This window comes from Pseudomonas sp. SST3 (assembly GCF_003325755.1).
Genome location: NZ_QORI02000021.1, coordinates 41,211 through 57,307, shown reverse-complemented (window position 1 = coordinate 57,307; position 16,097 = coordinate 41,211). Strand labels below are relative to the sequence as shown.

Here is a 16,097-nt window from a genome sequence, read left to right as displayed (position 1 = left end):
GGAGGCCCGCTTTCGGGGCGAAGCATTGCCGTTTTGGCAATCCGAAGCCCGTCACTGCGGCAGGCCGGGTTCGGAACGGAGCGCATTCTACTGCGGTGGGTATTGCGAAAGTACCTCGGTGACCGTTTCACGGAACATCCCGGCGCGCTCCTGGGGGCCGCCGGGATCGTTGCGCAGCACCTGCTCGGCACTGCCACGCCAAACCAGCTTGCCGTCATCGGCATCATAGAAGTCGATCTGCAGGGTTCCGACCTGGTAATGGATGGTCCGTGTATCGGCGAAGGTTGGCCCGCCCCAGAAACCATGCCAAGGACTGCCCCAAGCGCTCATTGAGGTGGTGGTGTACTGCTGGCTGCGCTCATCGATGATGAACCAGGCCTGAATCAGCACGTCCGGCTGAGCGCCGGGCTGGGCTTGGCGAAGGCCACGCTGATCCAGTTGCTCGCTGATCGCGCTGCGAATGCGCTGCTCGGTGAGGTCGCTCTTGATGCGCGGGTCATCCGGGCGGTACTGCAGCGCCGGCTCTTTCCAGCTCCAGCTGCGATAGGCAGAAAAGTCTCGCTGCGGATCGAAATCCCGCTGCACCTGCGTGGTCTGGCAGGCGGTCAGCAACACCAGCAAGGGAAGCATCAGTAGTGAGCGGAACATGGCGGTTCTCCTCGCAGGGGCGCGCGATCAGCGCGGCGGATAGTCGGCGAGCGCGCGGTTCACTGCATCGCGTGCTGCGTCTTTGCGTTCGGCCTGGCTGCTGCCGCTAAGGGCTTCGGCGCGGTTGCTCCACACGGTCTGGCCGGACGCGCTATCGATCATTTCGATGCGCACTGCGATGACCTGCTCTTCGTAGTTGCGCACCAACGGCGCGCTGGCGCCGATACCCACGCCCGAGCCGTAACCGGGACCGTATCCGCCATAGCGACCGGCGCCGACGCGGGTGCCATAGTCATCGTAGACCTGCCGCACCCGCGTCTCCATGCTGGCGCTGGCACTGATCTGCACATCACCCCTGGCGCCTTCGGGCGCCGGGCGCAGGCCGCGTTGATCGAGGGCGCCGGACACCATGTCCTGCAGCTCCTCGGCGGCGAGCGAAGCCGTTCCAGCCGGCGGGTTGCGCCAGCTCCAGTTCTGATAGCTGGAAAAGTCCCGCGGTGCGGCCGGGTAGGTCGGCGACTGCACCTGCTCGACCGGCGGCGCCGGCGGGATCGGATTGGATTCGCTGGTGTAAGGATTACTGCTCTGGCAGGCCGCGAGGCTCAGGCAAAGCAGGGACAGCCCTGCGCGTGTCAGCATCAATACCTCCGGCCGGCGCTCAGCTCGGCCGGCATAACCAGTGCAGGTAGCGCCCGAGGCCGGCAAACGCGGGATGGCGGCGGTAGGCCAATTCCATCTCGATCAGCTCGGCAGGCTCGGTGCGGGCCTGGAAATCGGCGGGCATGTAGTCGTGAAACACACGCACGCCACTGGTTGATTCGACACGCCAGTGCGGCGCGAGTTGCGCGGCCAGCTCGCGCGGATCAAGTGGCTGTTGCGGTGTCAGGCTCTTCCGTTCACCGGCGTAGGTCTGGCTGCGCAGCTTCTTGAAGTGGCCTTTGAGCAGGTTGCGGTAGATCAGCGCATCGCGGTTGTAGAAGGCCAGTGACAGCCAGCCGTCGGCCGCAACCAGACGATGCAGTACTGGCAGGATCGCCTGGGGCTCGGCTAGCCATTCCAGTACCGCGTGGCAGATGACCAGATCGAAACGGTCCGCGACGTGGTTTTCAACGTCCTGCCAGGGCGCCTGGATAAAAGTGGCGGCCTGGCCCGCCGCCGCGAACCGCTCGCGAGCGCCTTCGAGCATCGGTTCGGCAGGTTCGGCTAACGTCACAGCATGGCCTTGCTGCGCGAGCCAGAGGCTCATGTGGCCAAGGCCTGCGCCGACGTCCAGTACCCGCAGCGGGCGCTGCGGCAGTATCTCCGCAAGGTCCGCCTGCAGCACGGCGAGACGGATCGCGCCCTTGGCGCCGCCGTAGATTTTCTCGGCGAAGCGCGTCGCCAGCTCGTCGAAATGGCGATCGCTCATCGGGCGAACCGCCGCTCGTTGTCGGCCAGCTTGTCCAGCAGCGCCTGTTCCATGTCGATGCCCAGTTCGCTGCACATCAGCAACAGATACATAAGGATGTCGCCGACCTCCTGGCCGGCGTGCGCGAGCGTTTCGGCCGGTAACTGGCGCGATTCGTCTTCGCCGAGCCATTGAAAGATTTCCACCAGTTCGGCCATCTCCACGCTGGCGGCCATGGCAAGGTTCTTTGGGCTATGAAAGCGCTGCCAGTCGTTACGATCGCGGATCGCGTGCAGGCGTTGGGTAATGTGGTCGATGTTCATCAGGGAAAGGCGGGCTCGCTAAGGCAAATGGTCTGTGCGGCGGGTGAATGCACTCAGTTCGGATGCTCGTGGTTCGAGGCAAGGAGCGGCAACACCGAATCGGCGCCATGGATGCGGAAACCGATCAAGCCAAACAGGCCATAAGCTTCCGTCAGTGCGCCAGTGCCCGCAAGGGGCAGGGCGTTCAGAGCCGTCGTACCTTGAGTTCGCGTTCGATGGCCAGCACACCGGGACGGTAATCGCCCTGCTCGATGGCCCGGATCGCCTGCTCCAGCACCCGTTCCGCGATCTGCTCGTGCTGCTGGGAAATCGCGTTGACCCGGATCGGCAGAAAATCCAACAGCTGCGCATCACCAAAGGTGGCCAGGCGCAGTGCTTCGGGCCACAGCAGGTCGCGCTCGCGCAGCGCATCGAAGACGCCCTCGAGCAACACGTAAGCGGTGGTAATCAGTGCATCGGGCATCGGCCCGTGGTCGAGCAGGGCGAGCATTTGCTCGCGGCCACCGGTGCGGCTGAACTGATCGGCCTGTAACACGCTGATCTTTCCCTGATGCTGAGCAAGCGCTTGGCGAAAGCCTTCCTCACGCTGCTGGCTGATATGCAGGCCCGGCCGTGCGCTGATCAGCGCAATGTGCGCGTCGGCTGGGATGTTCAGCGAGCGGGTCAGCCGCGCCGCCGCTTCACCGTCATCGCTGATGACCGAGCAGAAGTGCCCGGCATCCAGCGCGCGGTCGAGGGCGATCACCGGCGTCCCGCCCGCCTGGACCTTGAGGTAGCTCCCGTCGTCCGGCGGCAGACAACTGGCGACGATCAGTGCATCGCAGCGGCGCGAGCGCAGCATCTGAATGACTTGGCGCTCGGTGTCCGGCTCGTCATCGGAGCCTGCGATCAGCAGCTGGTAACCGCGCTGGCGGGCACGTTGCTCGAGCAGTTTGGCCAGGCGTGCGTAGCTGGGGTTTTCCAGGTCCGGGACGATGAAACCGAGCGTGCGCGACTGTCCGCGGCGCAGACCAGCGGCTTGTTGATCGAGCTGAAAGCCTTGCTGTTCGGCCACAGACATGACTCGCTCGACCGTCGCCTGGCTGATCCGTCGCTGCGCGGCCTTGCCGTTGAGGACGTAGCTGGCGGTGGTCACTGAAACGTTGGCGAGGCGGGCGATGTCGGTCAGTTTCAACAGAGGGTCCTGAGACGGGTGGTATGAACTCGGGCTTCTAGAATTACCCAATATTGCGTAATGTGCCAGCCTTTGGTGAAACGTTTCAGCAGCTATTCGGTCATAAGCGCCAGCCCAGGATTCGGGCCGTGTCGGCGCCTCAGCCGACATAAACAATCGCGAGCCCGCAAGGAGTTCTCCATGCTTGAGTTGAATGCCCAGCATATCCACATGCATCAGGCCGCGGCGGACAAGCCCGCGGCCTTGGCCCTGCTGGGCGAGGTGCTGGTTGCCGACGGGCTGGTGGCGCCCGGTTACCTCGACGGGCTGCGCGCGCGGGAAGCGCAGGGTTCGACCTTTCTGGGACAAGGTATTGCCATTCCCCACGGGACGCCGGAGACCCGCGATCAGGTGTTCACCACTGGCGTCCGGCTGCTGCACTTCCCTAATGGAGTCGATTGGGGCAACGGCCAGCAGGTCTATCTTGCGATCGGCATTGCCGCGCGTTCGGATGAGCATCTGCGCCTGCTGCAGTTGCTGACCCGAGCGCTGGGCGAGGGCGATCTGAGCGAGGCGCTGCAGAAGGCGGAGTCCGCCGAAGTGATCATTGAGCTGCTGCAAGGCGCGCCGCAGGCGCTGGCGCTGGACGGCGAGCTGGTGGGGCTGGGCGTCGCCGCCGACGACTTCGACGAGCTGGCCTGGCAGGGCGTCAAACTGCTCAAGCGCGCGCAATGCGTGGAGCCTGGCTTCAATGCCAGCCTGCCGCTGAGCCAGGCGCTGCCGCTGGGTGACGGTCTTTGGTGGCTCAGTAGCGAGCAGTCGGTGCAGAGCCCGGGGCTGGCGTTCGTCACGCCGGCCTCGAACCTTGAACATCTGGGCCAGCCGCTAAACGGGCTGTTCGTGCTGGCCAGCCTGGGCGAGGCGCATCAAGCCATGCTCGAGCGCTTGTGCAATCTGTTGATCGAAGGACGCGGGCAGGAGCTGAGCCAGGCGACATCCAGTCGTGTGGTACTCGAAGCCTTGGGCGGTGAGGTGCCGGCAGACTGGCCGAGCGCCCAGGTGCCGCTGGCCAACGCCCATGGTTTGCATGCGCGCCCGGCGAAGACGTTGACCGAGGTCGCGCAAGCCTTCGATGGCGAGATTCGCGTGCGCCTGGCCGGTAGTGAAAGCGCGGGGGTGTCGGTCAAGAGCCTGAGCAAATTGCTGGCGATGGGCGCGCATCGCGGTCAGCTGCTCGAGTTTATCGCCGAGCCTTCAATTGCTGGCGATGCACTGCCGGCGCTGGTACGTGCTGTGGAAGAGGGGCTGGGCGAACAAGTCGAGCCCTTGCCTGCCCAGGGTGAGGGCGCGGAGCAACCGTTCATCGCAGCGCAGCCAGATGAGTCGGCCATCGAGCAGGCCGCATTGCGCGCTGGTGATCAGGTGAACGGGATTGCGGCGTCGCCCGGCATCGCCATCGGCCCGGTACTGGTGCGCAAGCCGCAGGTGATCGATTACCCCAAGCGGGGCAAGTCGCCGGCGATTGAATTGCAACGTCTGGATGCGGCGCTGGATCGTGTGCATAGCGAAATCGGCGTGCTGATCAGGGAAAGCCAGGTCGAAAGCATTCGCGACATCTTCACCACCCATCAGGCCATGCTCCGTGATCCGGCGCTGCGCGAGGAAGTGCAGGTTCGCCTGCAAAAAGGCTTGAGCGCCGAAGCGGCCTGGATGGAGGAAATCGAGAGCGCGGCGCAGCAGCAGGAATCCCTGCATGACAAGCTACTGGCCGAGCGTGCCGCCGACCTGCGTGACGTGGGTCGCCGCGTGTTGGCCTGTTTGACCGGCATCGAAGCCGAGCAGGCACCGGACGAACCCTACATCCTGGTGATGGATGAGGTGGCGCCTTCGGACGTTGCCACGCTCAATGCCCAGCGCGTGGCGGGCATCCTGACCGCAGGCGGTGGCGCCACTTCACACAGCGCCATCATCGCCCGCGCACTGGGTATTCCGGCCATCGTTGGCGCCGGGCCGGGTGTGCTCGGGTTGGCGCGAAACACCTTGTTGTTGCTCGATGGCGAGCGCGGCGAACTACTGGTTTCGCCGACTGCGACGCAGTTGGAACAGGCAAGAAGCGAACGCGACACGCGCGAGCAACGCAAGCGCTTGGCCGATGAGCGACGGATGGAACCGGCAATGACTCGCGACGGCCATCCGGTGGAAATCGCTGCCAACATCGGCGCAGCCGGCGAAACCCCCGAAGCGGTGGCGATGGGCGCCGAAGGCATCGGCCTGCTGCGTACCGAACTGGTGTTCATGAACCACACCCAGGCGCCGGACCAGGCGACCCAGGAAGCGGAGTACCGCCGTGTGCTGGAAGCGCTCGAAGGGCGGCCGCTGGTGGTGCGCACGCTGGACGTCGGCGGCGACAAGCCGCTGCCGTATTGGCCGATGCCCGCCGAGGAAAACCCTTTCCTCGGCGTGCGCGGGATTCGCCTGAGCCTGCAGCGCCCGGACATTCTCGAAACCCAGCTGCGTGCCTTGCTCGCGTCGGCCGATGGGCGACCGCTGCGAATCATGTTCCCCATGGTCGGTAACATCGATGAGTGGCGCACCGCCAAGGCCATGGTCGATCGTCTGCGTGTTGACCTGCCCGTGGCCGATTTACAGATCGGAATCATGATCGAGATCCCGTCCGCCGCGTTGATCGCGCCGGTGCTGGCGCAGGAAGTCGATTTCTTCAGCATCGGCACCAATGACCTCACCCAGTACACCCTGGCCATCGACCGCGGCCACCCGAGCCTGTCCGGTCAGGCCGATGGGCTGCACCCGGCGGTATTGCGGCTGATTGGCATGACGGTCGAGGCGGCGCATGCGCACGGCAAGTGGGTCGGTGTTTGCGGTGAGCTGGCCGCCGATGCGTTGGCGGTGCCGATGCTGGTGGGCCTGGGCGTCGACGAATTGAGTGTGTCGGCACGCAGCATCGCGCTGGTCAAGGCACGGGTGCGCGAGCTGGATTTCGCCGCCTGCCAACAATTGGCTCAGCAAGCCTTGATGCTGCCCGGTGCCCATGAAGTGCGTGCCTTCGTCGGGGAGCATTGCTGATGGCCCGCGTCCTGACCGTCACGCTCAATCCCGCGCTTGATTTGACCGTGCAGCTGCCATCGCTGCGCCTGGGTGAGGTCAACCGCGGCGAAAGCCTGCAGGTTCATGCTGCGGGCAAAGGTCTCAACGTGGCCCAGGTGTTGGCCGACCTCGGCCACCAGCTGACCGTCACCGGGTTCCTCGGAGAGGCCAATCCGCACGCCTTTGAGCAGTTGTTCGCCACACGTGGTTTCGCCGATGAGTTCGTCCGCGTCGCGGGCGAAACCCGCAGCAACATCAAACTGGCCGAGGCGGACGGGCAGGTCACCGATATCAACGGCCCTGGACTTGTGGTCGGTGATGCGCACCGTAGCGAACTGCTGGAGCGCATCAAGCGGCTGGCCCCGGCGCATGAGCTGGTGGTGGTGGCCGGCAGCCTGCCGCGCGGCGTCGACAGCGAGTGGTTCGTTGAGCTGCTACAAGCGTTCAAGGGACTTGGCGCACGCGTGGCGCTGGACACCAGTGGCCCGGCGCTGCGTGAGGGGCTGGCAACCGCGCCCTGGCTGATCAAGCCCAACGAAGAAGAGCTGGCCGAGGCGCGCGGCATCGAGTTTGTCGAGCCAGAGGCGCTAGCCCGTGAGGCTTGGCGCTTGCAGGCTGAAGGCATTGAGCATGTGGTGGTTTCGCAGGGCGCTGACGGCGTCAGCTGGTTTTCGCCGAGCGCGGCACTGCATGCCAATCCGCCCAAGGTTCGGGTGGTCAGCACCGTTGGCGCAGGGGACTCGTTGCTGGCCGGGATGCTTCACGGCCTGCTGGAAGGCTGGCCGGCTGAGCGCACGCTCACACACGCCACCGCCATCGCCGCGCAGGCGGTTGGGCAGGTCGGCTTCGGCATCACCGACACGGATGGACTCGCCGAGCTTGAAGCTGCGGTGCGCCTGCAGTTGCTCAGCCAATAATTCGAATAAGAGGTGAAAGAATGAATCTTCTCATCGTCACGGCCTGCCCCAACGGAATGGTCACCAGCGTGCTGACGTCACGCCTGCTTGAAGCGGCCGCCCATCGTCTGGGATGGTCGACTGCCGTGGAAGTCCACGATCCCAAGGCCATCGGTTCGCCGCTGACACCCGCGCAGATTGCTAACGCCGGTCTGGTCGTTGTGGTGAAAACCGGGCCGCTGTCGTTGCAGCGCTTCGTCGGCAAGCGCGTCGTGCAATCGACGCCGTCCGAAGCCCTGCTCGATCCTGAAGGCTTCCTGCGCAGTGCCGCCGATACGGCGACCGAGCTGCACGAGGCTGATGACGCCGATGCCGCTCACACCAGCGGCAAGCCCAAGCTGGTGGCTATCACGGCCTGCCCGACCGGTGTTGCACATACCTTCATGGCGGCTGAAGCCTTGCAGCAGGCCGCCATTCGCAAAGGTTACGATCTGCAGGTGGAAACCCGCGGCTCGGTGGGCGCACGCAACGTACTCGAACCCCAGGCCATCGAAGAGGCTGACGTGGTGCTGCTGGCCGCGGATATCGAGGTGGACGTCTCCCGTTTCGCCGGTAAGCGGGTGTTCCGTTGCGGCACCGGCGTTGCGCTCAAGCAACCCGAGGCGACGCTGGATCGCGCGCTGGAAGAGGGTGCAGTGCTCAGCGGTAATGCAGCGGCAACCAGTGCAAATGGCGAGCAGAAGGGTGAGAAAACGGGGGTCTACAAGCACCTGCTCACCGGCGTGTCCTACATGCTGCCAATGGTGGTCGCCGGCGGGTTGCTGATCGCGCTGTCGTTCGTGTTCGGCATCGAGGCGTTCAAGGAGGAGGGCACCCTGGCTGCCGCCTTGATGAAGATCGGCGGGGAAACAGCCTTCCAGCTGATGGTGCCGTTGCTGGCGGGCTACATCGCTTACTCGATTGCTGACCGGCCAGGCCTTGCGCCGGGCATGATCGGCGGTTTGCTGGCCGGCACCCTCGGCGCGGGCTTCATTGGCGGGATCATCGCCGGCTTCGTCGCGGGCTACGCGGCCAAGGCCATCAATCGCTGGATTCCCTTGCCGGCCAGCGTCGAATCGCTCAAGCCGATTCTGATCATCCCGCTGCTGGCCAGCCTGTTCACCGGCCTGGTGATGATCTACGTGGTTGGCACGCCGGTGGCGAAAATGCTCGCCGGACTCACCGGATTCCTCGACACCATGGGCACCTCCAACGCCATCCTGCTCGGGCTGCTACTCGGCACCATGATGTGCGTCGACCTCGGCGGGCCGGTGAACAAGGCGGCCTATGCATTCTCGGTGGGCCTGCTGGCGTCGCAGAGCTACGCGCCGATGGCCGCGACCATGGCGGCGGGCATGGTGCCGCCGATCGGCATGGGCATTGCGACGATTATCGCCCGACGCAAGTTCGCCCAGACCGAACGGGAAGCCGGCAAGGCGGCGCTGGTGCTGGGTTGCTGCTTCATTTCCGAAGGTGCCATTCCGTTCGCTGCCAAGGACCCGCTGCGGGTGATCCCGGCGAGCATCGCCGGCGGTGCCCTGACCGGCGCGTTGTCCATGGCCTTCGGCGCGAAGCTGTTGGCGCCCCACGGAGGGCTGTTCGTGCTGCTGATTCCCAACGCCATCAATCACGCGCTGTTGTATTTGCTGGCGATCCTGGCCGGCAGCCTGCTCACCGGGGTGATCTACGCCGTGATCAAGAAATCCGAGGCGCAACCGCTTGCCGTCGGGGCCGTCGCCTGAGCATCTGCCTGAAAAGGCTGAACTAAGGCCCCGCGACCGTATCCACTGATAGCGGGTGGGAGTTTGTTTCAGAAGGTTTCGCCGCAGGTTGCCTTGAAACGAGTCGGTTGGAGACTGCAGATGAGCATCGAATACGGGCCGCGTCCCTTGCGTATCACCCTGACCGCCATTGTCGTGCTGGTGTTGGGTGTACTCATGACGGTCGGCGGTGGCTATCTCGCGATATTAGGCGGGTCCTGGTACTACCTGGCCGCGGGTATCGGACTGCTTGTTGTCGCCGGTCTGCTGTTCGCCCGGCGTCGCGCGGCTATCTGGCTGTACGCCGTGTTGCTGCTGGCGACCCTGGCCTGGTCGATCTATGAGGTCCGTTTCGACTGGTGGCAGCTGGCGCCACGGATTGATCTCTGGTGCATCCTCGGCCTCTGGCTGATCCTGCCCTTCGTCAATCGCTGCGTGAGCGACCGGCTTGTCTGGCGTGACGGCGCCAGCGGCCTGCTCGGGCTCGGTCTGCTGGCCGGGGCCTTGATGGCGGGGTTCTCGCTGACCCAGGATTACCACTCGATCAAGGGGGCGTTCAGCGACGCGCAGATGCAGGGTCTCGATCCGCAGGGGCAGGCTGGTCGCTCGAACAGCGAGTGGCCTTCCTACGGCGGGTCAGAGCAGGGCGATCGGTATTCGACGGCTGCTCTGATCACCCCTGAAAACGTGGGCAAGCTGAAGAAAGCCTGGGAGTACCACACGGGTGATTTGCCGGGCCCGAACGATCCAGGCGAATTCACTTACGAGGTAACGCCGCTCAAGGTTGGCAATAGCCTGTTCATCTGCACACCACACAGCATCGCTATCGCCCTGGATGCCGACACCGGTGAGGAACGCTGGCGCTTCGACCCGAGCATCAATCGCGATGCCGCGTACTACCAACACATGACCTGCCGCGGCCTGGCCTTCCACGACGGCACCCGTTATTCCTCTCCGGGTTCGGCAGACGGCCAGCCGAACCAACCAACCGCACGTTGCGTGCGTCGGCTGTTTCTGCCCACCAACGACGCCACGTTGATCGCGCTCGATGTAGAAGATGGCAAACCCTGCGAGGATTTCGGCGAGGCCGGTGTTGTCGATCTGAAGTTGCGCCTGGGTGAGGGCGCATTGGGCATTTACCTGCCGACCTCGCCACCCGTCGTAACCGAGAAGCTGGTGATCGTGGGCGGCTCGGTCACCGACAATGGTGCCGTGGATTCTCCCGGCGGCGTCATTCGCGCCTACGACGTGAAGACTGGCCGCCTGGTGTGGAATTTCGATCCGGGCAATCCGGACGCTACCGAGCCGTTGCCATTGGGCGAAACCTACGTGCGCAGTACGCCGAATTCCTGGACCGTGGCGACGGCTGACGAGGCGCTGGGCCTGGTCTACATCCCTTCCGGCAATCAAACGCCGGACCAATGGGCGATTGACCGCACGGCACAGACCGAGCGCTTCACCGATGCCCTTATCGCGCTGGACCTGGCGACCGGCAAGGTGCGCTGGGAATTCCAGACCGTGCACCACGACCTCTGGGACCGCGACCTGCCCTCTCAGCCAACGCTGGTGGATATCGACCGGCCGGAAGGCAAGGTACCGGCGATCATCCAGGCGACCAAGCGTGGCGACCTCTATGTGCTGGACCGCCGCACCGGCGAGCCCATCGTGCCAGTCGAGGAAATACCTGTTCCGCAGGGCACCGACTACGGTGACTTCACCGCGCCCACTCAGCCGGTTTCCGCGCTCAGCTATGCACCTGAAGAGCCGTTGTACGAACGCGACATGTGGGGCGGCACGCCGCTGGATCAGATGATGTGCCGCATTCAGTTCCGCAAACTGCGTTACGAGGGCGACTTCACCCCGCCGTCGGAAAAGGGTTCGCTGATCTACCCGGGCAACGTGGGCACGTTCAACTGGCCGTCCGTGGCGGTCGACCCCAGCCGCCAGCTGCTGTTCGGCGCGCCGAACTACCTGGCATTCGTCTCGCAGATGTTCAAGCGCAGCGGGGTCGATCCCGAGGCGCGCACCGGGGGTGGCGAGACAGGACTGCAACCCAACCTTGGCGCGCCGTATATGGTGAGTCTGAAACCCTTCCTGTCGGTGCTGGGCCTGCCTTGCCAGAGCCCGCCGTGGGGTTATGTCACCGCCGTCGACCTGCGCACCATGAAGAAGGTCTGGATGCACAAGAACGGCACCAGCCGCGACAGTGCACCGCTGGGCATTCCCTTCCCGGTGGGTACGCCGGCCCTGGGCGGTCCGATCGTCACGGCCGGCGGGGTGGCCTTCATGAGCGGAACCTTGGACTACTACCTGCGCGCCTATGACCTGCAGACCGGTGAGGAGCTATGGAAAGGGCGGTTGCCCGCGGGCGGTCAGGCCACGCCGATGACTTACGTCTCGGAGCAAACCGGCAAACAGTACGTGGTGCAGGTGGCGGGCGGTCATGGGTCGTTCGGCACCAAGATCGGCGACTCGGTGATTGCCTGGACGCTTGAGGACGAGCAATAGCGGCAAGAACGCTCCGCTGAGCAAAGGCGTCGCTCCCAGCGACGCCTTTCCCGTTGTCTGCAGCGGTGAAAAATTCGAGGTTCACCAAGACGTTTTCCTGACTACCACTCGTCGGTGCGTCACGGTTCTGTCAAGCGTGTCGCTTAAACCCTTCTTCAGTCACTGATGAAGGGGACCGAACATGACCAGATCAACCAAAGCCGAACTGGACCAGACACGCCGCCGCCTCGTTCAAGGCATCGGCGCGGGCCTGGCGCTGCCAGCCATTGGCGTATCGCCGGCGATCATCGCGGCGCCTACTGCGCGTCCCTGGATCACTGACGGGGTCCAATCCGGCGACGTGCTGGCCGACCGCGCCGTGATCTGGAGCCGCTGTGATCGGCCGGCACGGCTGGTCGTGGAATGGGATACCACCAGCGGGTTCGGCAATGCCCGACGGATGATCTCACCCGTTACGGATGAACGGCTCGACTACACGGCGCGCCTCGATCTGCGAGGGCTGCCATCGGATCAATCGATCTTCTACCGGGCCTATTTCGAGGATGCTGGCGATCATGTCCGCAGCGAACCCTGGATGGGCCATCTGCGCACTGCACCCAGGCGAGCGCGGGATATCCGTTTCGTCTGGGGCGGCGATACCTGCGGCCAGGGTTGGGGCATCAACGCGGATTTCGGCGGCATGCGCATCTATGAAGCGATGCGCCAGCGCCGTCCGGACTTCTTCATCCAGAGTGGCGATGCCATCTACGCCGACGGCGTCATCCAGGCTGAAGTGACGGCCGAGGACGGGCGCCTCTGGCGCAACATCGTCACCGAAGCCAAAACCAAGGTCGCCGAGACGCTGGACGAGTTTCGCGGCAACTACCGCTACAACCTGCTCGACCACAACCTGCGCCAATTCAACGCCGAGGTGCCGCAGATCTGGCAATGGGACGATCATGAGGTGACTAACAACTGGTCGCCGGACAAGCAGCTGGACGATCGCTATCAGGTCAAGGACATTGAATTGCTGGCGCGTCGTGGTCGCCAGGCGTTTCTCGAGTACGCACCCATGCGCCTGGTTGGCCGGGATGCGTCCGGTCGGGTCTACCGCAAGATTGCCTACGGCCCGCAGCTGGATGTGTTCGTGCTGGACATGCGCAGCTACCGCGGCCCCAACACCCATAACCTGCAATCGGAACAGGGCCCCGAGACCGCTTTCCTCGGTGCCGAGCAGCTGGCCTGGCTCAAACGCGAACTGCGCCGCTCACGCGCCACCTGGAAAGTCATCGCTGCCGACATGCCCATCGGCCTGCACGTTCCGGATGGCACCGATGCGGCCGGCCGGGCGCGCTGGGAGGCGATCGCCAATGGGCAGGACGGTCCGGCAGCAGGGCGCGAGCTGGAGATCGCCGATCTGCTCGGCTTCCTTCGCCGCCACCGGGTGCGCAACACCCTGTGGCTCACCGCCGATGTGCACTATTGCGCGGCGCACCATTACCATCCCAACCGCGCAGTCTTCCAGGATTTCGATCCGTTCTGGGAATTCGTCGCCGGGCCGCTGAATGCGGGTAGCTTTGGTCCCAACCCGCTGGACGCCACCTTCGGTCCGCAAGTGGTCTTTCAGAAGGCGCCCCCGACCGCCAACGCATCGCCCTATGCCGGTTTTCAGTTTTTTGGTGAAGTCGAAATCGACTCCCGCAGCGGCACCTTGAGCGTCACCCTTCGCGACATCGATGGCACCTCGGTCTTTTCCAGAACCCTCGAACCCCAGCACGCCTGAGAGAACGGAGCGATAGCCATGCGCCGCAACGTCCGATTCAAACCGCACCCCCTGTCTGCCGCCTTGCTGGCAATCGCCTCGTTGGGCGCGAGCTCAATGGCTGCGGCCGACCTGCTGATTTCCGAATATGTGGAGGGCAGCGGCAATAACAAGGCGCTGGAGTTCTATAACGTTGGCGAGACGGCGATTTCCCTCGACGGGTACCGGGTCGACTTCTACTTCAATGGGTCGACCGCCAGCGGCCGAAGCATCAGTCTGGCGGGCGAAGTGGCACCGGGTGGCGTGCTTGTCCTGGCGCACGAAAGCGGCGACCCCGCGTTGCAAGCCACGGCGAACCAGCGCGGCAGCGGCAGTTGGTACAACGGCGACGATGCCATCGTGTTGCGCGGGCCGTCCGGTGAGGTTCTGGATAGCATCGGCCAGCTCGGCATCGATCCGGGCAGTGCGTGGGGCGTGGGGCAAACGCAGACTGCTGATCGCACGCTGACCCGCAGAACATCGATCCGAACCGGCGATCGCAACCCGCAAGACGCGTTCGATCCATCGACCGAGTGGCAGGGTTACGCCGTCAACACTTTTGCCTATCTCGGCCAATACGGTGGTGAAGGTGAGCCGGGCGGTGGCGATGCGGGGCGCCGCTCGATTGCCGAGGTGCAAGGTCGCAACGATGTCAGTCCGCTGGTGGATCAGCGCGTCATCGTCGAAGGCATCGTGGTTGCCGACTTCCAGGGTGCGGGCGAGCTGGGCGGTTTCTTTATCCAGGCACCGGACAGCGAGACGGACAACGACGCGTTGACCTCAGAAGGGTTGTACGTCTATGACGCCGGCAAGGGAACGGACGTGCAGGTTGGTGATCGCGTCCAGGTCAGCGGGACAGTTGCCGAACACAACGGTCTTACCGAGCTGACCTTGCCTCAGGTCAGCGTGCTGGCACGCGCCCAGCCGCTGCCGGCCGTGACGCAGATCAGCTTGCCGGTTTCCGCTCCTGATGCGCTGGAACGCTACGAGGGCATGCAGGTGCGTTTCGCCCAGACCCTGACCGTCAGCGAGGTCTACAATCTGGGCCGTTACGGTGAGGTCGTGTTGTCGTCTGGCGGACGGCTGTGGATTCCCACGAACAAGGTTTCGCCCGGCGAGCCGGCTCGGCAGCTGCAGGCGCAGAACAATCTCAACCGAATCGTCCTTGATGACGGTCGCAGCGGGCAAAACCCCGATCCGGTTCGCTATCCCTCACCGGAGCTCGACGCCTACCGCACGTTGCGGGTTGGTTACGAGGTCAACGAGGTGCAGGGCGTCTTGCACTACCTGGCCGGTAGCTATCGGGTGCAGCCCACGCAGACGCCGCAGTTCGTGCCGAAAAACCCCCGGCCGAGATCGCCCGCGTCCATTGATGGGCGACTGCGTGTGGCGAGTTTCAACGTACTCAACTACTTCAACGGCGACGGTCGTGGGGCCGGTTTCCCGACCTCGCGGGGCGCCGATACCGTCGAGGAATTCAACCGCCAGCGCGACAAGATCATCGCGGCGATACTCGGCGCCGATGCCCACATCATAGGGCTTATGGAAATCGAGAACGATGGCTACGGTGAGAACAGCGCCATCGCCGATCTGGTGGCCGGACTCAACGCCGCTTCACCGAACCGGGACCGCTACGCCTTCATCGACCCGCGCCGCAGCCGGTTAGGCACAGACGCAATTGCCGTCGGCCTGATCTACCGCCAGGACATGGTCAGCCCGCACAAGGCTGCGGCGGTGCTGGACGCATCCGTCGATCCACGTTTCGACGACACCCGTAACCGCCCGGCGCTGGCGCAGACCTTCCGCGAGCGGCGTAGCGGCGAGCGGCTGACCGTGGCGGTCAACCACCTGAAATCCAAGGGCTCGAGTTGCGATGATCGTGGCGACAAGGATGTGGGCGACGGCCAGGGCAACTGCAACCTGACTCGCGTACGCGCGGCCCAGGCACTGGTCGACTGGCTGGGTCGCGATCCGACCCGGTCCTACGATCCGGACCTGCTGATCATTGGCGACCTGAACGCCTACGCCAAGGAAGATCCGATCAACGTCATCCGCGCGGCGGGCTATACCGATCTGCTGGCGCGCTTCGGTGATGGCAAAGCCTACTCGTACGTATTCTCTGGCGAATCGGGCTACCTCGACCACAGCCTCGCCAGCGCCAGCCTGACGCCACAGATCAAGGGCGCCACCGAATGGCACATCAACGCCGACGAACCGCGTGTGCTGGACTACAACCTGGAGTTCAAGACGCCACGCCAGCAGAGCTTGATGTACAGCGCCGAGCCTTACCGGGCGTCGGATCATGATCCGTTGGTGATTGGGGTGGATTTGGGACGGTAGGTTCGGCAGGACCTCTGCTGAGCGTCGTGACATGAAGCAGTTCGCGAGCAAGCTCGCTCCTAAGAGGGCGCACGCTGTTTTTTGTAGGAGCGAGCTCGCTGGCGATCGGCTGTCTTCCTAGCATTCTGCGGTTGTCGGGAATGCCCAGGATCGCCAGC

General features: G+C 64.4%; 11 protein-coding genes. 6 read left to right on the top strand and 5 right to left on the bottom strand.

Going from position 1 to position 16,097, the window contains the following annotated elements; translation table 11 throughout:
• Positions 1-87 precede the first annotated feature (87 nt).
• The 5 genes from DQ405_RS18665 to cra form a co-directional block, all read right to left on the bottom strand.
• On the bottom strand, positions 88-648 hold the full coding sequence (locus tag DQ405_RS18665) for a DUF4136 domain-containing protein (RefSeq protein WP_168425577.1): 561 nt from the start codon (positions 646-648) through the stop codon (positions 88-90).
• A gap of 27 nt (positions 649-675) precedes the next feature.
• Positions 676-1,287: a DUF4136 domain-containing protein gene (locus tag DQ405_RS18660; protein WP_168425576.1), complete on the bottom strand. Its 612-nt coding sequence runs from the start codon at positions 1,285-1,287 to the stop codon at positions 676-678.
• A gap of 19 nt (positions 1,288-1,306) precedes the next feature.
• Positions 1,307-2,056, bottom strand: a complete 750-nt coding sequence (locus DQ405_RS18655; RefSeq protein ID WP_168425575.1) for a methyltransferase domain-containing protein — start codon at positions 2,054-2,056, stop codon at positions 1,307-1,309.
• Entirely contained in the window at positions 2,053-2,358 is a 306-nt protein-coding gene (locus DQ405_RS18650; RefSeq protein WP_168425574.1) for a nucleotide pyrophosphohydrolase, read from the bottom strand. The genes DQ405_RS18655 and DQ405_RS18650 overlap by 4 nt, the downstream gene beginning before the upstream one ends.
• A 184-nt stretch (positions 2,359-2,542) precedes the next feature.
• On the bottom strand, positions 2,543-3,532 hold the full coding sequence (cra, locus tag DQ405_RS18645; protein ID WP_168425573.1) for a catabolite repressor/activator: 990 nt from the start codon (positions 3,530-3,532) through the stop codon (positions 2,543-2,545).
• A 180-nt stretch (positions 3,533-3,712) separates the two neighbouring features.
• On the opposite strand from cra, the gene ptsP reads away from it, so the two are divergent.
• The 6 genes from ptsP (at position 3,713) to DQ405_RS18615 (ending at position 15,939) form a co-directional block, all read left to right on the top strand.
• On the top strand, positions 3,713-6,595 hold the full coding sequence (gene ptsP / locus DQ405_RS18640) for a phosphoenolpyruvate--protein phosphotransferase (RefSeq protein ID WP_168425572.1): 2,883 nt from the start codon (positions 3,713-3,715) through the stop codon (positions 6,593-6,595).
• The gene (gene pfkB / locus DQ405_RS18635; protein ID WP_168425571.1) at positions 6,595-7,533 is read left to right on the top strand and encodes a 1-phosphofructokinase; all 939 of its coding nucleotides are present in this window, start codon (positions 6,595-6,597) and stop codon (positions 7,531-7,533) included. The genes ptsP and pfkB overlap by 1 nt, the downstream gene beginning before the upstream one ends.
• A 20-nt stretch (positions 7,534-7,553) precedes the next feature.
• Complete coding sequence (locus tag DQ405_RS18630; RefSeq protein WP_168425570.1) at positions 7,554-9,293, top strand: fructose-specific PTS transporter subunit EIIC; 1,740 nt, start codon at positions 7,554-7,556, stop codon at positions 9,291-9,293.
• Positions 9,294-9,413: 120 nt separating this feature from the next.
• Positions 9,414-11,819 (top strand): membrane-bound PQQ-dependent dehydrogenase, glucose/quinate/shikimate family, encoded by a 2,406-nt coding sequence (locus DQ405_RS18625; protein WP_168425569.1) that lies wholly within the window; start codon positions 9,414-9,416, stop codon positions 11,817-11,819.
• 181 nt (positions 11,820-12,000) lie between these two features.
• Positions 12,001-13,581, top strand: a complete 1,581-nt coding sequence (locus DQ405_RS18620) for an alkaline phosphatase D family protein (RefSeq protein ID WP_168425568.1) — start codon at positions 12,001-12,003, stop codon at positions 13,579-13,581.
• 18 nt (positions 13,582-13,599) lie between these two features.
• Positions 13,600-15,939 carry an ExeM/NucH family extracellular endonuclease gene (locus DQ405_RS18615; protein WP_168425567.1) on the top strand — a complete coding sequence of 780 codons (2,340 nt, stop codon included), beginning with the start codon at positions 13,600-13,602 and terminating at the stop codon, positions 15,937-15,939.
• Positions 15,940-16,097: the final 158 nt, after the last annotated feature.